Origin of the sequence: Staphylococcus xylosus, from assembly GCF_002732165.1 — a bacterium.
GTDB classification, from domain to species: domain Bacteria; phylum Bacillota; class Bacilli; order Staphylococcales; family Staphylococcaceae; genus Staphylococcus; species Staphylococcus xylosus.
The window spans coordinates 90,141-116,285 of the sequence record NZ_MRZO01000005.1 but is presented as its reverse complement, the minus strand read 5'-3'; the positions used below and the strand labels follow the sequence as shown (position 1 = coordinate 116,285).

The window sequence follows — 26,145 nt, the reverse complement described above, 5'->3', positions numbered from 1 at the left end:
TGTCGATAAATTTCACCTGTGAATATAAACGAGGCTAGGATATTTATTAATATCCTAGCCTCGTTTATTTTTATTAATTTGTAATTATAATCTATCTATTCTCTAGACATACCTCTCAGCATGTTTAGCATATAGGTTAAACTACGATTCATTTCTTCATCTTTCAATATACCCATCAAACCAGTAATGGATGTCTTTTGATTAGGGTTTGCTTTATTGGCAACACTCAAACCTTTATTTACTTTATTAAGCATTGTCGATAAATCATTTACATCTAAATCACCAAGTAAAAATACAAGTGAAGCCATATTTGAAATTAACCCTGTATATTGTTCTTTGTTTAATTCAACTGAAAATTTATTAGCAATGACACCTCTACTTTTGACTGCGCCGGATAATGCATCTAATAATTTAGCATCATCTAATGTACTGATAATATTAATTGCTTTTAAGATGCTATCTTTATTGGCAACAATTGCATCTGTAACTTCCGCCAAACTCTCTTGTTTTAATTCTTCTTCGGACTTTTGCATACGTTTAATATTAGTTATTCTTTCAGCCATTATTTATCCACCTGACTTCCTGGGAATGTATAATCTTCACGTTTCCATTTGTCTTGAACTCGAACACTATATTGTGGTTGACGTTGTTTATTAACACGGAAGTTCGTAGGATTCAGTGGTGATTTACCTCTACGCGTTTTAACTTCCATACGACAACTTGTGCGTTTATATGATGGTGTATCTGTGTCTTTATCAACATCACTATTAGTTAATAAGTTGATAGCACCCTTATCTCCATGAACCATTGCATTATTATTTAAAGGAATGTAAATTTCTTTTCCTTTTACTCTATCTGTAACATGAGCAATTAATTCTGCTTCACCAGTTTCAGAAATCAATTTAATTTCTGCTCCTTCATGAATATCTCTTTCTTTAGCAAGCTCAGGAGATATTTCAACGAAGGCATGTGGCATTTTATATTCTAATCCCGGTACTTTATAAGTCATGTTACCTTCATGGAAATGTTCTAATAAACGTCCATTATTAACATGTAAGTCATATTCTTCGTTCACTTTAAAGAAGTTATCAAATGTTAATGGATAGAAATTAGCCTTACCATCTTCAAAATTAAATCCATTAAGATATAATGTTGGTTCATCTGTACCATCTTCAGCAACTGGCCATTGTAAACTATTATATCCTTCAAGTCTGTCGTAATTCACACCTGAATAAAGCGGTGTAACTCTAGCAATTTCATCCATGATTTCGCTTGGATGTGTGTAGCCCCAATCATATCCTAATGATTTAGCTACTGCTTGGATAATTTCCCAGTCAGGTTTAGAATCGCCTTTAGTATCTAAAGCTTGATACAAACGTTGGATACGACGCTCTGTATTAGTAAATGTTCCAGTTTTTTCAAGTGAAGGACTTGCTGGTAATACAACATCAGCAAACGTAGCTGTAAATGTAAAGAATTCATCTTGTACTACTAAGAAACCAACTTTTTCTAATGCTGCTTGTACATAGTTGATATTAGAATCGACAATACCTGTATCTTCACCATATAAATATAAGGAATCGATTTCACCTTCGTGTATGCCTTCCATCATTTGGTGATTATCTTTACCAACTTTGCTTGGTAGTGCTTCGCCATATTCACGTTCAAATTTAGCTCTAATTTCGTCGTCTACAACTTTTTGATAACCTGGGAATTGATCAGGCATACTTCCCATATCACTACATCCTTGAACATTATTATGTCCACGCAGAGGATAAGCGCCTGTACCTGGTTTTCTATAGTTACCTGTTGCTAATAATAAATTAGAAATTGCAGTTGATGTATCACTACCTATATCTTGTTGAGTAACTCCCATGGCCCAAGCAATAGATACTGACTTAGCGTCTGCTACTTGTTGCGCAAAATCTATTAATTCTTCTTTAGAAATACCTGTAGTTTCTTCTGCAAACTCCATAGTGTATGGCGCTAATGAATTATAATAATCATCAAAATGGTTAACCCATTCATCAATAAATGATTTATCATGCAATTCATTATCAATAATATATTTAGTTACAGCAGATAGCCATACTAAATCTGTACCTGGTTTTGGTTGATAGAAATTATCGGCACGTTCTGCCATTTCATGTTTACGAATATCAAAGACATTTAAAGTATTGTTATATAGTTTATGCCCTCGTTTAATACGAGATGCAATTACTGGATGTGCTTCTGCAGTATTTGTACCTATCAATACCACCATATCTGCAATCTCAAGGTCATCAATAGAACCTGAGTCACCGCCATGCCCTACAGTTCTAAATAATCCTTTAGTCGCTGGCGCTTGGCAATAACGTGAGCAATTATCTACGTTATTTGTACCAATAACTTGTCTAGCGAGTTTTTGCATAAGATAAGATTCTTCATTTGTAGCTTTAGAAGAAGAAATAAATGCTAAACCATCAGAGCCGTGAGAAGCTTTGACCTTGTTAAAGTTATCCGCAACAACTTTCAATGCTTCTTCCCATTCAACCTCTTCAAACTGCCCATTTTTACGTACTAAAGGCTTCGTTAAACGTTCATCTGAATCAACATAATCCCAACCAAATTTCCCTTTAACACAAGAAGAAATTTTATTTGCTGGTGATTCGTGTTGTGGCTGAACTTTTAACACTTCTCTATCTTTTGTCCACACATCGAAAGAACAACCTACACCACAGTATGTACACACTGTCTTAGTTTTTTCGATACGTTCTTCGCGCATAGCCGCTTCTGAGTCTGAAACAGCAAACAATGGGCCATAACCTGGCTCTGCTTTTTTAGTTAAATCAATCATCGCTGCAAGTGAACCTGGCTCTAAATCTGTCATGTAACCTGCGTTACCTTCCATATTCACTTCCATCATCGCGTTACAAGGACATACTGTTGCACATTGTCCACAGCCTACACACGATGAATCATTTATCGTTGTATCATTGTCCCAGATTACTCGTGGCTGTTGACGTTCCCAATCAATTGTAAGTGTTTCGTTTACTTGAACGTCTTGGCAAACTTCAACACAACGACCACACAAAATACATTGATTTGGGTCATAACGATAGAATGGACCATAATCTTTTTCATAAGGTTTTTCCTTATATTCATAGGTTTGATGTTCTAATCCCCATTGATCCATTGTATTGTGAATTTCACAATCACCATTGTTATAATCACACACAGTACAATAAAGCATATGCTTTTCTAAAATTCTATCAAGTGCTTCTTTTTGACTAGTTTGTACCTTGTCATTTTGCGTATTAACAATCATTGGTTTGTCTATCGTCGTACTACATGCTCGTTGCATTTTGCCATCAATTTCCACAGTACATGTATCACAAGTTTGGATAGGTCCTAACGATTCGTTATAGCATATCGACGGAACAAAAGTATCTTGAGATTTAATAAACTGTAGTAAATTTGTTCCGGGTTCTACAAGATAGTCTTTACCATCTAAAGAGACAATTAAATGTTCTTGCATAATCTTCACCCCTATTATTATTTAATTCTACCCATGTAAAAACTTCATAAGATGTTGATTAACATTCCATCTAAAAAGCCCCACACTTTTTTAAGATAATGTTACTTATATTGTATATGTATTTACATTAAATGTTAAGGTATTCTATTATATTTCACTGTTTTTTATTCTTTATTTAGTATATAGCACAAAATCAAAAGTATAGAGAATGGTACAAACATCTTAATAATTGTCATAGTATAAATAAAAAAAGACTATATGTTCACATGATCTTGTAAACATATAGCTTTATAAAATTATATACCTAAATTATTTTTAATTATTGATTCGATTTCACTTAACGAACTTTCACTTGGAACAAAGTAATAAAGTCCATCATCTTGTATGCCACCTTGACCTTCTAATTGATGTCTATTAACATTATCATTAGCGTCTTTATAATTACTTCTAACTTTATTTAATTGTCCAATTGTAAGATCTGTCTTAACGTTGTCCTCGACATGATTCATCAAAGAATTGAAGTGCGTTACTGAACTTACACTTGTTAATTTGTTCGCAAGGCCTTGTATTACTAATTGTTGACGTTCCTGACGTCCAAAGTCTCCACCTGCGCCATCTTCTTTACGACTTCTAATAAATGCCATCGCTTCTTTGCCATCCATTTTTGTGTTTTCACCTTCGTTAAACTGGTAGCCATCATAAGAAAATGTAGCGTTACTTGTTACTGAAATACCGCCGACCGTATCTATCATATCTTTCATACCATCCATATCTATCGTTGCATAATGATCTATTGGTACATTTAATAATTTTTCAACTGATTTTACTGCCATATCTGGACCACCATAAGCATAAGCGTGGTTAATTTTTTCAGTAGTTCCTTTACCTACGATATCAGCTTGTGTATCTCTAGGGATACTTACAATTTCAGTTGTTTTCTTTTGTGGATTTATCGATAATACCATCACCGTATCACTACGTTGCCCACCTCCAGCTGCATCTCTTTTAGCATCTGAATCTACACCAAATAAGGCTATAGTAAATGGATCACCATTATCTAAATTCACATTTTTATCTCTTAATGCCGATTTATCTCTATCTAAAGGATTGTGTATTGATCCTCCAACAGAAAATATTTTGAAACCAAGGTAAATCACTGCTAGTAAAGCAAATAAAACTAATATCCCCAAAAACCATAAAAATATTTTAGCAGGTAAGCCCATTTTTCTATTCTTCTCAGAACGATTCACTCTTATCATACTCCATTTCCGTATTCAATTTTCTATTCTATTTAATAATACATTATATAGTATTACTTTTAAGATGACATAGTTCTTAAGACCTATTATTTATTAAATAAAATATTAATATAGTAAATAATGTTTTATTTCTTATATCCATTACCAGAATTTAAAATTGATAATACTTTTTCATGACAAGCTGGATTACTAATTATAAATGGACCGGCTTTAGCAAAATCTAACGCTGTATTATCCAAAGTTGTCATTTCCAAGCCAAGTTCACTTGCAAATAAAAATTGGGCTGCAATATCCCACGGTTTAGGGTTTGTATTTATATGAGCACCAAATTGCCCTTTAATAACACGAATTGAATCTAACCCACATGAGCCAATACAACGATATCCAAATGATGCATCCTGTAAATCATGAATAGTTTCATCATTAATCACTAATGAATTAAATGAAATAATCGCTTCTTGTAAATCTATAGGTTCTGGTTCTATGAGTCGCTCTCCATTTAAATATGCACCATAACCTTTAATTGCTTTATATAGTTTCCTATGTGGATAATCATAGATATAAGATAAGACAGGTACTCCATCAACGAAATAACCTAAGATAATACAATAATCTTCTTGTTGTTTAACTAAATTTGTCGTACCGTCTATAGGATCCATTACCCATACATGCCCCTCCTTGGCATTGATATCGGTATTAGACTTTTCTTCTGCAAATAATTGATGCTCTGGATAATTTTCAGCTAAAAACTGTTCAAATTTTTGTTGAATCGATTTATCAACATTTGTCACTAAATCAAATCTATTCTGTTTTGTGCTTGTTACCATTTCTTTTATAAGACTAGGAATAATCTCGTCCAAAGTTTCTAACCAGGCTATTACTGACTCATCTATGTAATTTAATTGTGTTTTTTCCATTTGTAGTACACCTCTTTTAAATAATATGTTAAGAAAATAATCGCTATGTATAATTTGTTATATTCTATCATAGAATTATCAAAGAAATATATGATAGAAACTAACTTTGAAAACTCCTATAACTAAATATAAGTCTTTTTTAAAGCCACGCTCATAACATAAATAAAACCGACTAGCGATGCTAGTCGGTTAAATAGAAAGGAAAGTAAGTAATAAATATTGAAGATGTTTGATTAGTAACTCGTACGAATAGATGTTAACAAAACTATTATGTAATAGCCTACCCCTTTGTCATCTACTCGCTATCCCCTTGTTACTAAATTCATAATAACATAACCTTTCAGAATATGTAAGCGTTTTCTTTAATTTTTTAAAAATTTATTTTCTAAATGTCGTCATTGTCACTTTTATGCTATAATAAATGTAATATGTAATCATTCGGGAGGTGACTTTCTAATGAATAAACGCGAAAGACAAAATAAACTTGTTCTAGCCATTCAAGAGAATAAACAAATTACAGCATCAGAGTTAGCTTCAAATTTAAATGTGTCAAAGCGTACTATTTTAAGAGATATTCAAGATTTAGAAGATCAAGGTGTTAAAATACTAGCAAAACACGGCAAACTTGGCGGTTATCAACTGCAAGAAACGCCAAACAGTTATGAAATTGAGCTAACTGAGAATCAATTATCCGCTTTATTCTTGGTACTCAATGAAAGTCAATCATATACAACACTTCCATACAGAGAAGAAATTAATGCTATTATTAAAAAATGTCTCAACTTGCCCTATACTAAAATGAGAAGAGCACTAAAAAAACTAGATCGTTATATTAAATTCGACAAACAGCAACACACGAATTTACCCCCTATATTTTCTGATGTACTCATTTATAGTACGGAAAGAAATGTAATGGCGATGGAATTTTATAACAACAATCAAGTTGTAACAGAAAATGTCATTTTTATAGGCCTTTTATGTGAAGAAGGATTATGGAAAGCAATTATCTTTGAAATTGGACTCGGTAAAACAAATGAAATTCCGATTATTGATATTCATGATATTTCGTATTCATTTGAAAAAACGATTAAAACGCAAGATATAAATATAAATAATTATCAGCAATTTTTAAATCCAACTGAGTCATAATGTGTCAGTTGGATTTTTTATTTTCTATTTTCACTCCAAAATTAAACTTGCCACTAAGCCAATTGAAACTAAGACAATATAACAACCTCTACTATATGCTACTTAGTAACGCCCATTTATTATAAATATTTAGCTACGATTAAAAACCTAACCAAATTAATATCATAATTTACGAAAGGATGTCTTTTATGTATCACCTAGAATTACACAACTTAGAACAGCGTATAATGAAATTATTAAACTTAATCGAATTATACAAATATGGTATTATGACCGAGCATAGAGACAAATTAAAATTCCAGAAAGAATTACATACTTATATCGAACATGACTACAATGACTTCATTCAAAATAACTTACAACATAATTCCCTTTTTCATTATAACTATTTCAATTTTTTATCCAATCAAATAGCAGATCCAATGGATGAGTTCACAATTGGCAATACACTTAAACATATTGAAATTATTCAAGGACAATTACTCAAAATACTAAAATCACTCTCCTTCATTTTGTAATAAAATTTCACTTTAAGGTTTTATTGAAAATGAAATTGTAATAGTTTTTCATTTATTGTACAATGAAAACGATTACAGTAATTGAGGAGTGATAACTGATGCACGGCTTTTCCATTTATCTTGGTCAACCCATCGATAAGTCGTATATACGACGCATGGTCGATCTAGGGTACAAGACAATTTTTACTTCAGTTCAAATACCCGAAGAGAATGATGACACTAAATATCGTTATTTGGGAGAACTTTTAGATTTTTTATCAAATGACCAACTGAATTTTATGATTGATATCAATCCTTCATTGCTGGATCATCATTTTTATGAATTTTTAAAGCAATATGACTCTGCGCAATTTATTATTCGAATTGATCATAGTACTTCCATTGAAATTGTAAATGAAATTATAAGTAATGATTTCCAATGCTGTTTAAACGCTAGTATTATTTCAGATCAGTTACTACAACATTTATATCAAAACCTAAATCATTTTAATTACTTATGCTATTGTCATAACTATTATCCTCGACCTGACACAGGGTTAGAAGCGCAATTTGTTAAATCACAAAATGAATTAATTCTATCGTATAATCCCAAGGCTAATATTTATGGATTTATTGTAGGAACAACACTTCGTGGCCCGCTTTTCAAAGGCTTACCAACAATAGAAACCGCAAGATATATGCATACAATTGAGAGCGCACAATTACTTCAAGACTTAAATACACAACATATTATGATTGGTGATCCGTATTTAAAGCGTCACAATGCGCACCAACTTATTTCATTTTTAGAAAAAAGACATTTTAACTTATCCATAACATTACTTGATAAACAGGCGGAAGATATTTTACTAAAATCTCACACAGTGCGCCCTGACAATCCCGGCACTTTAATTAGATCTCAAGAAGCACGCCATTATTGTAAAGCTGATATACAACCATTATTAGTAACTGAAAGGACACTCGGCGCAATAACTTTAGACAATAAACTTAATGGACGTTATCAAGGTGAATTACAAATCATTAATAAAGTATTACCACCGCATAAAAATGTAAATGTTGTAGCGCAAATTGACACCGAGGACATACCAATCATCAACTGTATGCGACCTAATGATTCATTTGAATTCACAATAAATGCTAAGGAGTTGAAATCATGAATAAATCAATAACTGAATCAAGAAATGAAGCAACAATGCATTTAGATGAAATGACTATTCAACAAGCTTTAGAAACAATGAATGCAGAAGATCAAAAAGTCCCCGAACAAATAAAAGTCATCTTGCCTGAATTAACGAAAGTAATTGAAATTACCACACATCAGTTTAAGCAAGGTGGCCGTATTATCTATATGGGTGCAGGTACAAGTGGTCGATTAGGCGTACTCGATGCCGCCGAATGCGTACCGACATTTAATACGAGTACAAATGAGGTCATTGGCTTAATCGCTGGTGGACAACGCGCGATGACTGTCGCTGTTGAAGGTGCTGAAGATGATGAAATACTTGCGCATGAAGATTTAAAACACATCCACCTTTGTGAAAAAGATGTTGTTATTGGTATAGCTGCAAGCGGTAGTACCCCTTACGTCAAAGGAGGATTAAAATTCGCAAACAAAGTTGGTGCATATACCGTAGCAATTTCCTGTAATGTAGATACTCAAATTAGCAAATTAGCCCAATTCCCTATTGAAGTTAATGTTGGGCCAGAAGTATTAACTGGTTCTACTAGATTAAAATCAGGAACTGCTCAAAAATTAATACTGAATATGATATCTACTATCACAATGGTTGGTGTTGGTAAAGTATATGACAACCTTATGGTCGATGTTAAAGCAACAAATCAAAAGTTAATTGATCGCTCTATCCGTATAATTCAAGATATTTGTGATACTTCATACGAACAATCTCAAATATTATATGAAGAAGCAGAGCAAAATTTAAAAGTTGCTGTTGTTATGCACTTATGCAATATATCCAAAGAGGAAGCTTTAAGACGTTTACAGGAAAACGACAATATTATCAAACAAGCCATTAAAGACTAAATATTTTTAACTATAATTTTCATTTTTTTATACATTTCATAAATCTTCAATGACATAAAAGGAGGTCATTTTATGACAAAAGAGCAAATACTTGCTGAAAGTATCATAGATGCTGTTGGTGGAATTGATAATATGGATAACGTTATTAATTGTATGACTCGAGTTAGAATAAAAGTACTCGATGAAGATAAAATTGACTATGAGAAACTAAAAGCAATTAAAGGCGTGATGGGTGTCGTAAAAGACGATCGCGTACAGGTCGTTGTTGGACCAGGAACAGTCAATAAAGTTGCTACTCATATGTCTGACTTAAGCGGTGTACGCTTAGGTGAAACTATCCCCCATAACACTAAAAATTACCGCGAAGATGCTGAAGCGAAAGCTAAAGAAAATAAAACTTCTATTCAAAGTAAGCAACATCGCGGTAAATTTAATAAATTACTAAAAACAATTGCTAATATCTTTATACCTCTTATCCCCGCATTTATTGGGGCAGGTTTAATTGGTGGTATCGCAGCTGTATTAAGTAACCTTTTAGCAGCTGGTCAAATTTCCGGCGAGTGGGTAACACAACTGGTCACAGTCTTCAATGTCATTAAAGATGGTATGCTCGCATATTTGGCAATCTTTACTGGTATCAATGCAGCTAAAGAATTTGGCGCTACACCAGGTTTAGGTGGTGTTATTGGTGGTACAACATTATTAACGGGTTTAACTGATGAAAATATGATTACCAACATTTTTACAGGCGAACCGCTACAAGCTGGTCAAGGTGGTATAATTGGCGTAATTTTTGCAGTATGGCTTCTTAGTATCGTTGAGAAACGATTACATAAAATTGTTCCAAACGCCGTAGATATTATCGTTACGCCTACAATCACTCTGTTTATTATAGGACTTCTAACAATCTTTATTTTTATGCCATTAGCTGGCTTCGTTTCAGATGGACTTGTCTCAGTTATCAATGCAATTATCGACGTTGGTGGTGTCTTTAGTGGGTTTATTATTGGAGCCTTTTTCTTACCATTAGTTATGTTAGGCTTGCATCATATGTTCACACCTATTCACATTGAGATGATCAATCAAACTGGCGCAACTTATTTATTACCAATTGCTGCTATGGCTGGTGCTGGACAGGTCGGAGCTGCTTTAGCATTATGGGTAAGATGTAGTAAAAACACAACACTAAGGGATACACTTAAAGGTGCCCTACCGGTTGGATTTTTAGGGATTGGTGAGCCTCTAATTTATGGTGTTACCTTACCTTTAGGCAAACCATTTATAACGGCTTGTATTGGTGGTGGTATCGGTGGCGCTGTCATTGGAGGCATTGGCCATATTGGTGCAACCGCAATTGGCCCAAGTGGCATATCATTATTGCCATTGATTTCGGACCACATGTACTTAGGCTATATAGCCGGATTACTCGCAGCATATGCCGGTGGTTTCTTATTCACTTATTTCTTCGGCACGACAAAGGCTATGCGAGAAACTGATACTCTAGGTGATTAACTATGACCAACGTACTATATAAAATTGATCGACAATACCCGAAATTAACTAAAAGTGAGAAAAAAATTGCTGATTATATCTTAAATACACCACATAAGATTATCAATATGTCTGTTCAAGATTTATCTGATGAAATAAACACAAGTACTGCGTCTATCGTTAGATTCAGTAAGAAAATGACCGAAAAAGGATTTCAAGAGCTTAAAATAGCCATTTCTCGCTATTTACCCGAAGAAACATTAAACAACAATCACCTTGAATTAATGGATAATGAATCTGTAGATGTATTAAAGTCTAAAATGTTATCACGTGTTACAAACACGATGAACTTCGTGTCAGACCATATTGAAAATGAAAATATAGATATGATATGTGCAAAGATGCAAAGTGCTCGCACGATTTTTCTATTTGGTTACGGGGCTTCACTTGTTATTGTTACAGACCTATTTCAAAAACTATCTAGAATTGGATTAAATGTAAGACTTTTGCAAGAAACTCATTTGTTTATGTCTACACTTGCTACACATGATGAACGTGATTGTATTATATTCGTGACAAATCAAGGTAGTCACAGTGAATTGCAATCCATGGCAAAGGTAGCAACAGATTATCAAATTCCTATCATAACTATTTCAAGTTCGAACGATAATCCTATTGCAAAAATATCAGATTATACACTGATATATGGTCAAACAGATGAAAATGAATTACGTATGGCTGCAACAACCTCTTTATTTGCTCAATTGTTCACAGTCGATATTTTATATTACCGCTACATCGCATTAAATTACGACAAATCATTAGACGCTATTACTCAATCTAAAATGGCTTTAGATAATTATCGAAAGCATTTATCTAATATATATTTTAAACATTAATATAAAAAACCAACCTAACAACTGTTTCTTTAAGTTGAGTAGGTTGGTTTTATCTTTTTATACTAGTTTTTTGAATCAAAAATTTTAGTTCATATCATTTTTAATCGCCAATGAAATAAAGAAGTGAGAGATAAACCAATATTTCATGTGATTTATCAAGCTCACTTCCTATTTATTTGTCATTATTTATTATCTTTCTCACTAACATTATACTAATACCATTTGATTCAATTAGTTTTGTTCATTTTTGAAGAAATCAAAGATATTGTTCGCATTATCTGTGTTATCTATATTTCCTCTAAATTGCTCACTACCAGGCCCATATGCATATGTGTTTACATCTTCACCAGTATGACCATATGTTGTCCAGCCAGTATTAGATTTGTCATTTATTGGTTTTTGTATGGCATCTTGAACTTTTTGCATTTGTTCTTTATATTCATCGGAATCTTTATCTAATTTATTGAGTTTTGTTGCTTCGTCTTTAACTTTATCAATTTGTGATTGCTCAACTTCAAAACCATAACCGTCTTGAATTACTTTTTGTGGATCTTTGCCTTCAGCAATTTCTTTAGTCATATGCATACCTGAGTGTTTCATAGACTGAATTGCCTCTGGATTCCAAACATAATCTTTACCTTTAGCAATAGACAAACCACCAGTTGAATGATCTGCTGTTGCAACGACTAGTGTATCAGGATTTGATTTTGCATAATTTGTAGCAAATTCAAACGTTTTTTCGAAACCATTCATTTCAGACATTACACCCGTTACATCATTTGGGTGACCTGCTTTATCTATAGATGCGCCTTCTACCATTAAGAAGAAACCTTTATCATTTTCTTGTAATTTATTTACTGCTGTATCTGCCATATCTAGCAGTCTTGGATTTTTATCTGGTGCGTCAATTTGTAATGGCATATCATTATCAGCAAACAACCCTAAGATTTTTTTGTTCGTAGTCTGTTTCATATCTGTTTTATTGTCGACAACATCATAGCCGTCTTTTTTAAACTTATCTGCTAAATTACCATTTTCTTTACCAAAATATTCTGCCCCGCCACCAAGTAAAACGTCTACTTTATGCTCACCTTTAATTTTATCGTTATAAAATTGTTTAGCAATTTCATCTTTTTTGTCTCGGCTATCAACATGCGCTGCGTATGCTGCTGGCGTTGCATCAGTTAATTCTGCAGTAGAAACTAATCCAGTTGACTTACCATTCTCTTTTGCTTGCTCTAACACAGTTTTCACTTTTTTCTTATTATCATCTAAACCAATAGCCCCGTTGTAAGTTTTATGACCAGAACTAAACGCTGTCGCACCAGCCGCAGAATCAGTTACATTTTCTTTTGGATCGCTCGGATTTGTACGTTGATTACCTACTAGATATTTATCAAAAGCAGTCTTTTCCATTTCTTTTGTTTCTGGATTATCAGCAAAGTAACGATAAGCAGAATTGTACGAAGGACCCATACCATCCCCAACTAAAAATATTACATTCTTTGCATTTTTTGTATTACCCATATATGAAACACCATTTTCTTTTGGCGCATGTCCTCCAGCCGAGGCATAGGTTGACTGCACACTCCCCAACACAGAACCCATAACGATTGCACTTGCCACAGAAACAGTTGCTAATTTGTTAAAAATTTTCATAAAGTAATAACTCCTTTAAATATGTATTATCAATCTACACTTTAAGTGTAGTCTACAAGTTTTGAGTAATTATTTTATTGCAGTAAATTTTATGTAAATTAATTAATAAAGTTATGTGTATAACGGATTAAAAAGTACATTCTGATAATAATTAAAAAATGGTAACGAGACAGAAAGCTAATTCATTTACAAAGGTTTCATCGTCTCGTCTTATTAAAATGACTTATTTGATAAAAAAGGTTTACCTAAGCTATTGCTCATGCATAAGAACCACTAACTCATTACATTGAGAAGTGGTTCTTTATAATCATTAAGGCTGGGACAATTAAAATTGTCCCAGCCTCTCACAAAATACTTTAAATATTAAAATAATTTATATAAATATAATTACCCTATTACACTTTAGAGTTGTTGATCTTTACTTAATTTATGGTAGCCCTTCAAGAAGAAGAACATTGTCATAAACAATAGAAATACAATACCGATAACTACAGAAACCACAGTTTCCTTATTAAATAACATACCGATTAATACCATGATAAAGAACGCCATTGTAATGTAGTTTGTAAATGCACCACCTGGCATCTTAAATGGGTGGCCTTCCATTTCTTCAGGATGATTTTTTCTAAATCTTAAATGACTAATTAAAATCATGAACCATGGTACCATCCCTGGTAAAATCGAAGCACTATAAACATATACGAATACACTATCGGCACCTTTGATAAATAACGGTAAGATTACGTTAAGCAAAGCACCAATTAAAATGCCTGTTGCAATGGCAAGTACAGTCCAAACAGGGACACCATTTTTCATAACTTTACCAAAGAATTTAGGTAACATACCTTTTTGAGATAAATTTAATGACATACGGCTAGCACTAAATATACCTGAGTTACAGCCTGACATCGCTGCAGTAAGTACAACAAAGTTGATTAATCCTGCTGCAAAAGTGATACCTACTTTAGCAAATGTAGCTACAAATGGACTACCAATATTGCCTAGTTCATTCCAAGGATAAACTGTAACAATTACAAAAATTGCACCAATATAGAAAATCAATATACGCCAGATAACACCGTTAACCGCGCTCTTGATATTTTTTTGTGGATCTTTTGTTTCACCAGCGGTAATACCAATTAATTCAACACCTTGGTATGATCCGATAACAATTGAAAGTGCAAAGAAAAAGCCAATCCAACCGTTAGGCATAAATCCGCCATGATCCCATAGATTTGATAGACCAATTGCTTCTCCACCATTTCCTAGACCAAAGAAGATAAGACCAAAACCAGCTACTATCATTAAAATAATTGTAACTACTTTAATCATTGCAAACCAGAACTCAAATTCACCAAACGCTTTAACAGATACAAGGTTAGCTCCAGCTAATAAAACTACAACAATAACGCCCGGTATCCATTGTGGTAAGTCAGGGAACCAATAGTTCATATATTCTCCGACTGCAATAACCTCACTCATACCTACAACTACCCATTGAAAAACGTTACTCCAAGCTGTTAGATACCCTGCTACTGGATGTATGTAATCACTCGCAAAGTTAGCAAAAGAACCAGAAGTTGGATGTAAATAAACCATTTCTCCCATTGCTCTCATTACTAAGAATAAAAATATACCTGCTATTAAATATGCAAATATAACAGAAGGACCTGTCCATTTTATAGTACTTGTAGCTCCCATAAATAGTCCTACACCAATCGTTCCACCAAGTGCAATCATACGCATTTGACGTGCACCTAGCCCCCTCTGTAATTCATTATTATCTTTCATCATTCAAACCCCATCTCTTTCAAATATAAGTGGAACTAAATTCACTTATTATGTCGTTATTATACTATAAATTCAAAAAATTTAAACAATTATTTTCGAATAATGTAAGGGCTTACATTACCGTTTATCAATTGTATGCGATTTTACATTGGAAAGTAAAGCTTTTTTTAAAAATTATTTTTCTTGAAAATCAACTATAAAAATTTAAGTGAACATGAATTCATGTAGAATTTGTGAAAAATATCACAAATTCTACATGACATAGTATACTTATAATTAATTACAGAAAGCGGGGATAAAAAATTGAGCGAAAAAAACATTAAATGGGATAAAGTATTTTATGGCAAAGCTTGGATTGATCACGTAGTTGATACTATTAAAACTAAAGACATCTTACAAAGTTTTTATTTTAAGCGCTATTTACTACGAGCTATAATGGCTGGTTTTATTCTAGGTGTTATTACTGTATTTGTCTTACTTATTAAAGCATCCCTAGAAACTCATCTACCTTCTGGCATCATCAATATTATTGCATCTATAGCATTTAGTTTTGCTCTAGTACTCATCTTATTTACTAATTCAGAATTGCTGACAAGTAACTTTATGTATTTTACAGTTGGTTTATATTATCGTGTCATCAACCCTACCAGAGTTTTGAAAATTTTCACATTATGCTTTATCGGTAATGCATTAGGTGGCTTTTTATTTTTCTTATTATTACGTCATTCTGATGTGATGACTACTGACATGTTAATACAATTAGAGCATACTATTGAACATAAGACATTAACTGCTAGTTTTACATCAATATTGATTAAGGGTATCTTCGCTAATTTTTTCATTAATATCTCTTTAGTTATAGCGATGCAAATAGACGATATTTTAGCTAAAATGTTCGTTATGATGTTTGGTGTATCTATATTTGCCTTTATGGGTTATGAGCATGTGGTTTATAACTCTGTACTATTTGGTGGTGGTTTAGTATATCAAAGCAGTGAATTAGCACTTATACCTGCAATTATTAATTTATTAGGTGCAGGCATTGGTAATTATATCGGAGGAGGATTAATAATAGGTTTGTTTTATGCATATTTAAATGATCATCACCAATATGAACGTAATATACCAAGATAACTGCTAATACAATAATTCATCTGTGTTATATGGTATAATTTTCAGTAGATTTATTACAAAGGAGTTATATATGAATAAACACTTAATGAAACGTACGCTTACGATTTCCATTATATTTGGTGTGTTATTTTTCTTTTTAAATTATTTTAGTGGATCTGATAGTTCAGTTGGTCCTTTAATATTAAAAAGTATAATGGTGATTTTTGTTTTTGGTATTTTATATTATACTTTGTTTTCTATTGTAAATTCTCCAGAACGAAAATATAAATTTGGTATAACCATTCCTATTGCATTATTAATTGCGATTATCATAAGCGCTCTCTTTTCAGCAATAAAAGCCGGAATTATTATTGGATTAATCTTAGGTATTATTGCCGGCTACGTATGGGAGTTTCTAGCAAAAAATCAAAATGGTGGTGACAAATCATGAGTGTAATTTTAGGAATCGTAGTAATTATTTTATTAATTGTGAGCTTAATACCAAATTTGAAAGCCTATAAAAAAACAAAAGAAACCGGAGAAAAGAATCCCCGGTTTGCTATCATGATAGGTATAGATGCTATGCTACTTGTCCTAGTATGTGTAACATTAATATTTCAATTTCTATAAAACAGATGGCGCTTGTCTCGTAAAGCGTCATCTGTTTTTAATATATAATTAAAACCTATATTGTAGTACAAAATAATATAAAGCTACAGCACCTAATAAATAAACCATCGAACCAACCATAAATGAACGAAATTGTATATTAAAAGGAATCTTTTTATTAAATATAGGTCCTAAAACTAAATTACCTATAGCTAATACGATAGGACCACCTAGGAAAAATATTAACAAATAAATATTCATAAAACTAACTCCTATCAGCTTCAAAACATAACGCTATGATTTCATCAGCAGACAAATCTTTCCCTGTATATGCAATTTGACTAAAGTCTTGTAATTCGGTCATGTCATTAGTATTAACAATAACATCAAGACCAGCAGTAATAGCCGCTGTAGCACCATTTACTGAGTCCTCAATCGCTAGGCAATTTGCTGGATTATAATTTAATCTTTGGACAGCAGTGAGATATGGGTCTGGGTTTGGTTTAATCGCCTCTACATCTTCACGCCCTACAATTACATCTATATATTCATCCAATCCCAAACTGTCAAACGTTGGCTGAATATCTTCACGGTAACTACTTGTGGCAATTGCCATAGGGATATGACGTTTTTTACAATATTGCATAAGCTGATGCATTGCATCAACAATCGGTAATGTAACACTCGTTTCATTGTGTTCTAAATAAACCTTTTCCTTATTATCCTTACCGAGTTGTGCTTCCAAATATCTATGTAATTCCGTTGCAGCGCCTCCAATGGACTGACGATAAAAGTCTAATGATATTTCTTCTGAATTATGTTGAATTAAATGTTTATTAATAATTTCAAACAGATGTTTTTCTGTATCTATAATCGTGCCATCAAAATCAAATACAACTGCTTTGTACATAATTACGCCTCCTATTTAATATGAGATCACATTCGTTTAATGATAGCTTATCATATTTCAGATTTGAATTAACTAATTGTAACCATTTTTATGACATAAGTGAATCGCATTAAAAATGGCCCAATCCATAACATAGCTATGAATTAGACCATTAGGTTATTTTAATTATTTATTTGTCTACTTGACTAAATACAGTTCATAAATTAGCCTAGCTTCTTCTTATTTTTATCGCTTATTCCAATATTTAGCTAATATTGGTCCAGTAATATTGTGAACCAGACTAAATACAGCTCCCGGAACTGCAGCTAATGGACTAAAATGAACGGTGGCTAGTGATACTGCTAGACCTGAATTTTGCATACCTACTTCTATAGAAACAGCTTTTTTATCGGCTCTTTCCAAATGGAATATTTTAGCCAAAGTATATCCAAGTGTGTAACCTACAATATTGTGTAAGATAACAACAGCAAAAATCAATAAGCCTGTTTCAAGTATTTGTGATTTACTTCCACCTACTACCGACGCTAGGATAAGCGATATAGCAACAACTGAAACAATTGGTAAAGCTGTCGCTGACTTAGCGGCAAAGTTTTTAAATAATTTTTGTAAGATAAAACCAATAATAATTGGAATTAAAATTACTTGGATAACCGACCAAAACATACTCATAAACGATACTTCTAACCATTGATTAGCAAATAAATATATTAAGGCTGGCGTTAGAATTGGCGCTAATAGTGTGGACACACTTGTAATTGCAACTGATAAAGCGACATTTGCATTAGCAAGATAGCTCATTACATTACTTGATGTTCCGCCAGGACAACATCCCACTAAAATAACACCTATAGCTACTTCTGGTGGCAGATTAAATAATTTAGCAATTAAAAAAGCTGTTAATGGCATGATTGTATATTGTAAGATAACACCAATTATCACTGAGCGTGGCGCTTGAAATACAATTTTAAAATCTTTAGGGTCTATCGTTAGCCCCATCCCCAGCATTACAATACCTAATAAATAAGGAACCCATCCACTTAGTGTTGCTAATTGAGCAGGAAAAATAAAACCTATAATTGCAGCAACTAACATCCATAATAAGAATGTGTTGGTTGCAAATCTACTTACCTTTGATAACATCTATAAACACTTCCCTTTATGTATTAACAAAGAAGAATGTATCATACTTTAAACTTACAAACAACTTAATTTTCTAAATATTCTAAATATAATATCTGTACGTAACTTCTCTTAAAAATTTTAACTTCGTTCTTAAGACCTAGTGATTCCAATAAAAAAGAGTGGTACAATCTAATAGAAATAATAACTTGTGAAAATTTAAGTGTAATTGAATATTATGATTAATAGAGATAAAACACTTTCCATAGATATTGGGGGTATCATATGTTTTTAGATAAAACTGAAACTTTTGTGTTAAATATTGGTGGATTAAACAATCGTGCCACACGAAAAAATTTAACCAAACTTTGTAAACAAATACAATTTTGTAATTCATTTAAATTTACTATTTTCAAACAAAATAATTTGTATGCTTTAGAGATTAATTTACCAAAGCAGCAATTACCATATATGATTAGTTTCCTTAGTTTTCATAACTATTCCATTTATCAAATACTACAAGGTACAGATACTAATGACCTTCTAGATTTAGATCATTTATTATTATCTTCCAGACGTTTTGAACTAGTTGTAGATGGACTTCGTGACGCATTTATTAAAGACAAGGTCATCGATATTTTGAATTTAATAAATCAAACTGAGTACATTACATATACTTTTAATCGCAATAAGATAAACGTATCTACGTCACCCTCAGTCTTTGCAAAACTCATATATATAATGGCTACGCATAATATCGATATCCTTGGCGCTGTATACCAACCTCGTTGGATGAATAAAGCTAGAATTTCGTAATATAAACAGCCTGCTTATAAAAATCACCAATATACAATAAATAATAAAAAAGAGGAACCAAGACATTTGTGTTTTGGTTCCTCTTAATCTTATAGGTAATTGTTTCCTAAAACGAAATTATTAACTAGTTCTTATACAAGTCTTTCATCCTTGCGTCATTCATCATATAAAACTAATATATTATTTTATTACATCATCATTATTCACTAAATTTTCAAATGCTTCTCTTACTTGAGGCACTGACATACCTACAACTACTTGGACATTTTTACCACTTTTTACTAATCCATGTGCCATTTGATTATGTGTAAAGTAAGCACTATCTTCGACCTTCTCAACATCTTTCACTGTAAGTCTTAAGCGTGTTGTGCAATTTGTTACATCCTTAATATTTTCCTTACCACCTAAACCTTCTAAATAATAAATCGCCTTATCTTCATAATCATTTCCTGTTGATACTCTATTATTATCTTCGTTCTTTTTACCTTTATAATCATTTTTGTTATATAATTTCATATCTTCTTCATCTTTTTTACGACCAGGAAGTGGAATATCAAATTTCAGAATTAAAAATCTAAATAAGAAATAATAAATTGCTGTAAATCCTAAGCCTATGATGATTTGTATCACATATGTTAACCAATGATTTTGTGCTAACGGTATCCAGTTTGTTGCAAAGAAGTCTAATAGTCCCCCTCCAAAGTTACCTACTAAACCAAATCCATACATCATTGTATCCATTGTTGCAGCTAATAAAGCATGCAATACAAATAAATATGGCGCTATGAATAAGAACGTAAATTCTAATGGTTCTGTTATACCGACTACTACTGCAGTTAAAGTTGCTGGAATAAGTAATGCTGCAATTTTCTTTTTATTTTCTTTAGGTGTAGTTGAATACATAGCCAGAGCAATACCTATAGCACCGAATACTTTACCGTTGCCTTGTAACATAAATCCATATGGAAATTGTTCTTTTAATGGTTCTGTACTTTTAGCAAATTCATTAACGTGTTCAAACCATTCTGCTTTTAAGCCATGATTAACTACAACAGGACCAACTTCAATTGGCGCATAGATAAAATGGTGTAATCCTGTTGGAATTAGTACTCGTTCTAAGAAGTGATACAACCAAACACCTATATAGCCTGATCCAATAATAAATCCTTGTAATGAAGTAATACCACCTTGAACAGTCGGCCAAATAACACACGTAAGTAATGCTATTGGTAACATAACAAAGAATGATATCGTCACCACAAATGTTAGGCCTTGGAAAACCCCTAACATCTCTGGTAATCGTTTACTGTAGTATCGATTATGTATCCAAGTTATGATACTTGAAATGATAATACCACCAAGTATATTCGTATCTAGCGTTTCAATCCCAGCAATCGCTTTAAGTCCTGTTACATTTTCAACGCCTTTTTCCAAATTCGCTCCAAATGTATGCGGCCATTGCGTAAGTATTGCATTTATAAAAGTATTGAACATGAGGTAGCCCATCAATGCTGCTAAAGCTGCATGTCCAGGAGCCTTTTTAGCCAAAGATAGTGGCAGACCAACCACAAACACAACTTCCATATGATTAAAAATTGTCCAACCGCCAGCTTCGATTACTGACCAAATTTTAAACCAAGTTGTTCCATCATTAGCAATGCTTCCCATGATTGACGGATTTTTAAATAAAGTCGCAAATCCTAAAACAATACCGAAAAATGCAAACATTAATACAGGAACAATCATTGCACTTCCAAATCTCTTAATTGCATTCATAGCCGTATAACCCCCTATTTATATATATAAGATTTATTTATACATCATTCATAATAAATCGATAAATATAATTCATTGAATATGTGTTGTATGTGATTAATTCAATATTAAAGGAAACGCTTACATTCAAACAATAGTTTGACGCCATTCGGAACAATTTTGTATAATCAGATTATATTTTCAAAACATGAAAATATTTTCATGAAATGTGAGGTGATAAAATTGTTTTTAGATGAACGTGTTAACACTAACTTTAATAAACTAAATGAAAACGACTTATATATTGCACATTTTATTAATACACATATCCTACAATGTAAAACGATGAAAATACAAGAATTAGCCGAACACACCCACGCGTCTAACGCCACCATTCATCGTTTCACTCGCAAGTTAGGCTTTGATGGTTATAGTGATTTCAAATCTTATTTAAAATTTGAAACTGAACAAGCACATCAATTACCTTCAGATTCAATCGAAGGCTTTAAACAAGAAATTGAAAATACTTTTACTTATTTAGAAAGAATCGACTATAATCTTATTACAGATAAAATTTATCAAGCAGAAACGATTTATTTATATGGAACAGGATTAGCTCAAATGAATGTTGCTCAAGAAGCACAGCGTATCTTACTAACGATACATAAAAGTATTATAGTACTTCATGACGTACACGAATTTAAAATGGTTTTGAATAAAACAACACCAAAAGACATCTTTTTTATCATTTCCCTTTCTGGTGAATCAGAGCAATTGACAGATATCAGCAATTTATTACAGTTGCGTCAAAAATATTTTTTCTCTGTAACCACTTTAAAAGATAATACCCTTGCTCAAAAAGCGAGTTATAATATTTATGTATCTAGTAATACATTTTACTTAGCAGATGGTATAGATTATTCAAGTTTTATTAGTTACCATATTTTCTTCGAAACCTTATTACGAAAATATAATGAACGTAAAGTAATAGGTGAATTGCACTAAAATAAATTTCTAATTATTGTCTTATGCGACATGTTTAAATAACGATTTTGAAGTTTAAGAATTATGTTAAATTTATTAATTACAAAAATGCTCCCTCTAAAGCCTTTACACATTTAGTGTTTACTTTAAAGGGAGCATGATTATTTTAAGTGCCGACCGAGCAAACCATATAAAGTATTAACTTTGATACGGGACGAAGCTTATTCATACTCAAACAATGATATCAGCGTTGGAATAGTATAACAAAACCATATATAACAATATGATTGTTATATTAGCGAACTATTTTATAAATCCGCTTCAAACTCTTCAAGCGTTAATTGTAGTTTGTCGAATAACATTTCAAATCCATGTGCCGTCGAATCATGATATTCTTTCTTCTTCTGTTTATATTCTAAAGATGTTAATCTTCTTTCTCTTGGTACAAAAGCATTATAATTGAAAATCATTTGCGTAATGCCTGGTTCTCTCTCGAATATTTCAACTTCTATCGTATCTTCTGAATCACTTAATTCGGGCATACCAATTGTCATGACGATATATTCATAAGGTGTTAATGAAGCGAATGTACCTTGCACTATATTCTCCTTACCCTTACGAACATCAACAATTTTATACTTTCCATTTTGTTCAGCAGTTACTTCAATAGTTTTATTTGTTCTTTCAGTTGTCATAAACCATTGTTTAAGAAAACGTTGGTCTGTCCAAGCTTGGTATAATAATTCAGGTTCTACCTTAAATAATCTTTCAAGACGAATTTCAACATTTTCATTTTCTACATTGTATTTACCCACGATCGATTGTTCACCTACTTTCACTCTTATTACTATTCTAACGCATTACACTATACTTCTAAACAATTATAAAGTAAATATAGTGATGTTCTTTCATATTTATAAAGCTTTAACAACCTTATTTTATCGCTATTAGTCAGTAAACGTCAAAACTTTCATTTATATTGAATATTTTACTAAATAAACTTTATATTTATCTTAGCATATTCTATTAACATACTGTTTATTTAAAATAGCGAATGAGCCCGGGAAACCTTTATATCCCGGACTCATTTAATCTCTATTATAATTACTTAGTATTAAATAACACAATGAACAACAACAATTTCCAAATACCTTCTACCTCATATTTATTAGCATGTAATTTCAACACTCTAATTAGAGCTTAAAAATCAATTCGCAATTTGATCTTAATGTTTTAATATATCTTAATTACTTTTTATCTAACCTAGGTAATCTGAAGAAAATCGCTATAAGTCCGCAAACACCTAGTATCATCGGATAGATTGCGTAAGGAACTAATTCAAATGGAGATATAGACGCCACACCTGCAGCAGCAATCAATTGAGGGCTATATGGCAACATCCCTTGAAAACAACTTGCGAACATATCTAAAATACTAGCCGATTTACGTGGATCTACATCATATTCTTCTGAAATATCTTTTGCTAACGGCCCTGCCATTAATATAGAAATAGTATTATTTGCTGTTGATATATCTGCAACACTGACTAATCCAGCAATACCTAGTTCTGCACCACGTTTAGATTTCACTTTACTGCGCACAAAATTTAATAACCAAGTAATACCACCATTATGTTGAATCAGCGCAACTAAACCACCAATGAGCAATGCAATAATCGCTATATCTTCCATACCGATTATACCTTTTGATATAGAATTTAATAAACCTGTCCATCCAAATGAACCATAGATTAAACCGATTATTGCAGAAAGTACAATACCTCCGATTAATACAATAACTACATTTATACCTATTAATGCTAAGATAAGCACAAATAAGTACGGAATTACTTTAACAAGATCATAATCATAACTTTTATTTACATCTATATGTGCACCATTTGTTAAAAACCAAAGCACAATAATAGTAAATATCGCACCAGGCAAAACAATCTTTATGTTCACCTTAAATTTATCACTCATTTTCGTTTTCTGAGTACGTACTGCAGCTATAGTAGTATCAGAAATCATCGATAAGTTATCGCCAAACATAGCTCCACCAACAACAGTAGCCATTGTGATTGCCGCTGAAACATCTGTAGCCTGACTTAAACCAAAACCAACTGGCGCTATAGCAGCTACCGTCCCAACAGACGTCCCCATTGATAATGATACAAACATACATATTATAAATAGTCCAACGATAATTAAATTTTCTGGTATTAATGATAACCCTAAATTAACCGTCGACTGCACGCCACCCATATCTTCTGTCGTTTGAGAAAAGGCACCTGCTAATAAGAAAATTAGCATCATTAAAATAATATTGGAATGTCCTGCACCTTTTGTAAAAACTTCAACTTTTTTATGAAATGATTCTTTTCTGTTTAACACTAAGCCAACAATAGAAGCAACTAATATAGCTACATTGAGTGGCATTGTTGTAAAGTCACCTGTACTTATACCAACACCTAAAAACATACCAACAAATATGATTAAAGGTATCAAAGCCCAAGCGTTACCTTTTTTCGTTTCCTCCATACATAACCAACTTTCCTAAATATTAGAACAGAATCCAACCTTCTGTTATTTTTAAGCCTTAAAAATAAAAAAACTCTTTCTAAATTAAGAAGAAAGAGTAAACTGCGATTCATTCTTATCTTCTAGCATAAATTATGCTACTGGATTTGGCACACGCATTATCATGTTGCCGAAGTATCACCGGGCCAGTCCCTAAACTTCTCTTGATAAGTTATTATTTTATTTTATTACAGTACAGTATTAATTGTAATTCGTCAAATAGGGATTAAACAGAAAACAATTTTTATTAATGCTTTCATTGTCTAATCCCTTCAACATCTACTATTTTTATATAGCTTATACAATTCATTTAATTGCTTTATATTTACTTCATCGGACGTTCGATAGTGAACTTATTACCTAAAGAAGCGTAATCATTACCAGCTAAACGAGCTACCGCACTAAGCGCATCAGCATCTATTTTACTATCTTCAAAATAAACTGATTCATCAATATGAAACATGACTACTTCGCCTATAATTAAATCGGACCCTTCTTGTGGATCACCTAGTGGAATAATTCTATCTAACTTACATTCCATTCGAATTTTAGCTTGTTCGATACCAGGTACTGAAATTAATTCAGAGTCAACACATTTCAAACTTGTTCTTTCTAATTCATTTTGGTTACGGGACAACGGTGCTGCAGTATTGTTGATTTGTTCGACTGTAGCTTCATCTGTAATATGTACTACAAACGCTTCCGTTTCCTCAATATTTAAAGAAGTGTCTTTTCGCTTTCCTTCAGAACGCCCTGTAGAAATCATAATCATTGGAGGTGCACTATTAACAACATTAAAAAAGCTAAACGGCGCTGCATTTAAATGCCCATCTTTATCTTGAGAAGTAACAAATGCGATGGGTCTAGGTATCACACTTCCACTTAATAATTTATAATTTTGTTTTTTTGTTAAAGCGTCTGCTTTAAATTTTTTCATAAATGATTACCTTTCCTTTCAAAAATAAGGAGGTAGGATATTAAACTATCCTTTCCTCCTTATACTTAGTATCGCCGAAACA

The 26,145-nt window shown here is 32.4% G+C and carries 24 protein-coding genes and 1 riboswitch; of the genes, 11 read left to right on the top strand and 13 right to left on the bottom strand.

Annotated features, from left to right (window positions below; translation table 11 throughout):
* Nucleotides 1-95: 95 nt before the first annotated feature.
* From BTM19_RS09065 to BTM19_RS09050, 4 genes are all read right to left on the bottom strand, one after another.
* On the bottom strand, nt 96-563 hold the full coding sequence (locus tag BTM19_RS09065) for a helical membrane plugin domain-containing protein (RefSeq protein ID WP_029378462.1): 468 nt from the start codon (nt 561-563) through the stop codon (nt 96-98).
* The gene (gene fdhF, locus BTM19_RS09060) at nt 563-3,517 is read right to left on the bottom strand and encodes a formate dehydrogenase subunit alpha (protein ID WP_029378461.1); all 2,955 of its coding nucleotides are present in this window, start codon (nt 3,515-3,517) and stop codon (nt 563-565) included. Before fdhF ends, BTM19_RS09065 begins: the two co-directional genes overlap by 1 nt.
* A gap of 296 nt (nt 3,518-3,813) precedes the next feature.
* Nucleotides 3,814-4,776: an LCP family glycopolymer transferase gene (locus tag BTM19_RS09055; RefSeq protein WP_167330437.1), complete on the bottom strand. Its 963-nt coding sequence runs from the start codon at nt 4,774-4,776 to the stop codon at nt 3,814-3,816.
* Between the two features lie 125 nt (nt 4,777-4,901).
* Nucleotides 4,902-5,693 carry an inositol monophosphatase family protein gene (locus tag BTM19_RS09050; protein ID WP_029378459.1) on the bottom strand — a complete coding sequence of 264 codons (792 nt, stop codon included), beginning with the start codon at nt 5,691-5,693 and terminating at the stop codon, nt 4,902-4,904.
* Between the two features lie 456 nt (nt 5,694-6,149).
* On the opposite strand from BTM19_RS09050, the gene BTM19_RS09045 reads away from it, so the two are divergent.
* From BTM19_RS09045 to BTM19_RS09020, 6 genes are all read left to right on the top strand, one after another.
* On the top strand, nt 6,150-6,842 hold the full coding sequence (locus BTM19_RS09045) for a helix-turn-helix transcriptional regulator (protein ID WP_029378458.1): 693 nt from the start codon (nt 6,150-6,152) through the stop codon (nt 6,840-6,842).
* 188 nt (nt 6,843-7,030) lie between these two features.
* On the top strand, nt 7,031-7,360 hold the full coding sequence (locus BTM19_RS09040; protein WP_029378457.1) for a hypothetical protein: 330 nt from the start codon (nt 7,031-7,033) through the stop codon (nt 7,358-7,360).
* A gap of 98 nt (nt 7,361-7,458) precedes the next feature.
* The gene (locus BTM19_RS09035) at nt 7,459-8,517 is read left to right on the top strand and encodes a MupG family TIM beta-alpha barrel fold protein (RefSeq protein WP_058625596.1); all 1,059 of its coding nucleotides are present in this window, start codon (nt 7,459-7,461) and stop codon (nt 8,515-8,517) included.
* Nucleotides 8,514-9,401, top strand: a complete 888-nt coding sequence (gene murQ / locus BTM19_RS09030) for an N-acetylmuramic acid 6-phosphate etherase (protein WP_029378455.1) — start codon at nt 8,514-8,516, stop codon at nt 9,399-9,401. The genes BTM19_RS09035 and murQ overlap by 4 nt, the downstream gene beginning before the upstream one ends.
* A 72-nt stretch (nt 9,402-9,473) precedes the next feature.
* Entirely contained in the window at nt 9,474-10,913 is a 1,440-nt protein-coding gene (locus tag BTM19_RS09025; RefSeq protein ID WP_029378454.1) for a PTS transporter subunit EIIC, read from the top strand.
* A gap of 2 nt (nt 10,914-10,915) precedes the next feature.
* Nucleotides 10,916-11,791 carry a MurR/RpiR family transcriptional regulator gene (locus tag BTM19_RS09020; RefSeq protein ID WP_029378453.1) on the top strand — a complete coding sequence of 292 codons (876 nt, stop codon included), beginning with the start codon at nt 10,916-10,918 and terminating at the stop codon, nt 11,789-11,791.
* Nucleotides 11,792-12,022: 231 nt separating this feature from the next.
* Here BTM19_RS09020 and BTM19_RS09015 read toward each other — a convergent pair whose 3' ends face one another.
* The gene (locus BTM19_RS09015) at nt 12,023-13,450 is read right to left on the bottom strand and encodes an alkaline phosphatase (RefSeq protein ID WP_058625916.1); all 1,428 of its coding nucleotides are present in this window, start codon (nt 13,448-13,450) and stop codon (nt 12,023-12,025) included.
* A 402-nt stretch (nt 13,451-13,852) separates the two neighbouring features.
* A complete protein-coding gene (locus BTM19_RS09010) occupies nt 13,853-15,241 on the bottom strand; it encodes an amino acid permease (RefSeq protein ID WP_029378451.1) in 1,389 nt (462 codons plus the stop codon).
* Nucleotides 15,242-15,544: 303 nt separating this feature from the next.
* Between BTM19_RS09010 and BTM19_RS09005 the strand changes: the two genes are divergently transcribed.
* From BTM19_RS09005 to BTM19_RS13140, 3 genes are all read left to right on the top strand, one after another.
* Nucleotides 15,545-16,375 (top strand): formate/nitrite transporter family protein, encoded by an 831-nt coding sequence (locus tag BTM19_RS09005; RefSeq protein ID WP_029378450.1) that lies wholly within the window; start codon nt 15,545-15,547, stop codon nt 16,373-16,375.
* Between the two features lie 70 nt (nt 16,376-16,445).
* On the top strand, nt 16,446-16,805 hold the full coding sequence (locus BTM19_RS09000; protein ID WP_029378449.1) for a hypothetical protein: 360 nt from the start codon (nt 16,446-16,448) through the stop codon (nt 16,803-16,805).
* Nucleotides 16,802-16,984, top strand: coding sequence for a hypothetical protein (locus tag BTM19_RS13140; RefSeq protein WP_029378448.1), 183 nt, complete (start codon nt 16,802-16,804; stop codon nt 16,982-16,984). Before BTM19_RS09000 ends, BTM19_RS13140 begins: the two co-directional genes overlap by 4 nt.
* Nucleotides 16,985-17,032: 48 nt before the next feature.
* On the opposite strand, the gene BTM19_RS08990 is transcribed toward BTM19_RS13140, so the two are convergent.
* The 3 genes from BTM19_RS08990 to BTM19_RS08980 all read right to left on the bottom strand — a co-directional run bounded on the left by BTM19_RS08990 (nt 17,033) and on the right by BTM19_RS08980 (nt 19,013).
* Nucleotides 17,033-17,224, bottom strand: coding sequence for a hypothetical protein (locus BTM19_RS08990; RefSeq protein WP_029378447.1), 192 nt, complete (start codon nt 17,222-17,224; stop codon nt 17,033-17,035).
* Nucleotides 17,225-17,228: 4 nt separating this feature from the next.
* Nucleotides 17,229-17,873 carry an HAD family hydrolase gene (locus tag BTM19_RS08985; protein WP_029378446.1) on the bottom strand — a complete coding sequence of 215 codons (645 nt, stop codon included), beginning with the start codon at nt 17,871-17,873 and terminating at the stop codon, nt 17,229-17,231.
* Nucleotides 17,874-18,098: 225 nt separating this feature from the next.
* Complete coding sequence (locus BTM19_RS08980) at nt 18,099-19,013, bottom strand: bile acid:sodium symporter family protein (RefSeq protein WP_029378445.1); 915 nt, start codon at nt 19,011-19,013, stop codon at nt 18,099-18,101.
* Nucleotides 19,014-19,277: 264 nt separating this feature from the next.
* On the opposite strand from BTM19_RS08980, the gene BTM19_RS08975 reads away from it, so the two are divergent.
* Nucleotides 19,278-19,808: a hypothetical protein gene (locus BTM19_RS08975; RefSeq protein WP_029378444.1), complete on the top strand. Its 531-nt coding sequence runs from the start codon at nt 19,278-19,280 to the stop codon at nt 19,806-19,808.
* A gap of 180 nt (nt 19,809-19,988) precedes the next feature.
* Here BTM19_RS08975 and BTM19_RS08970 read toward each other — a convergent pair whose 3' ends face one another.
* Nucleotides 19,989-21,584, bottom strand: a complete 1,596-nt coding sequence (locus BTM19_RS08970; RefSeq protein WP_029378443.1) for an alpha-glucoside-specific PTS transporter subunit IIBC — start codon at nt 21,582-21,584, stop codon at nt 19,989-19,991.
* Nucleotides 21,585-21,806: 222 nt separating this feature from the next.
* On the opposite strand from BTM19_RS08970, the gene BTM19_RS08965 reads away from it, so the two are divergent.
* Complete coding sequence (locus BTM19_RS08965) at nt 21,807-22,568, top strand: MurR/RpiR family transcriptional regulator (protein WP_029378442.1); 762 nt, start codon at nt 21,807-21,809, stop codon at nt 22,566-22,568.
* A 287-nt stretch (nt 22,569-22,855) separates the two neighbouring features.
* Here the strand turns inward: BTM19_RS08965 and BTM19_RS08960 are convergent, their stop codons facing one another.
* The 3 genes from BTM19_RS08960 to BTM19_RS08950 form a co-directional block, all read right to left on the bottom strand.
* On the bottom strand, nt 22,856-23,362 hold the full coding sequence (locus BTM19_RS08960) for an SRPBCC family protein (RefSeq protein ID WP_029378441.1): 507 nt from the start codon (nt 23,360-23,362) through the stop codon (nt 22,856-22,858).
* Nucleotides 23,363-23,794: 432 nt separating this feature from the next.
* Nucleotides 23,795-25,087 (bottom strand): Na+/H+ antiporter NhaC family protein, encoded by a 1,293-nt coding sequence (locus BTM19_RS08955; RefSeq protein WP_029378440.1) that lies wholly within the window; start codon nt 25,085-25,087, stop codon nt 23,795-23,797.
* A gap of 112 nt (nt 25,088-25,199) precedes the next feature.
* Nucleotides 25,200-25,300, bottom strand: a riboswitch (SAM riboswitch).
* 151 nt (nt 25,301-25,451) lie between these two features.
* A complete protein-coding gene (locus BTM19_RS08950) occupies nt 25,452-26,063 on the bottom strand; it encodes a flavin reductase family protein (RefSeq protein WP_029378439.1) in 612 nt (203 codons plus the stop codon).
* Nucleotides 26,064-26,145 lie beyond the last annotated feature (82 nt).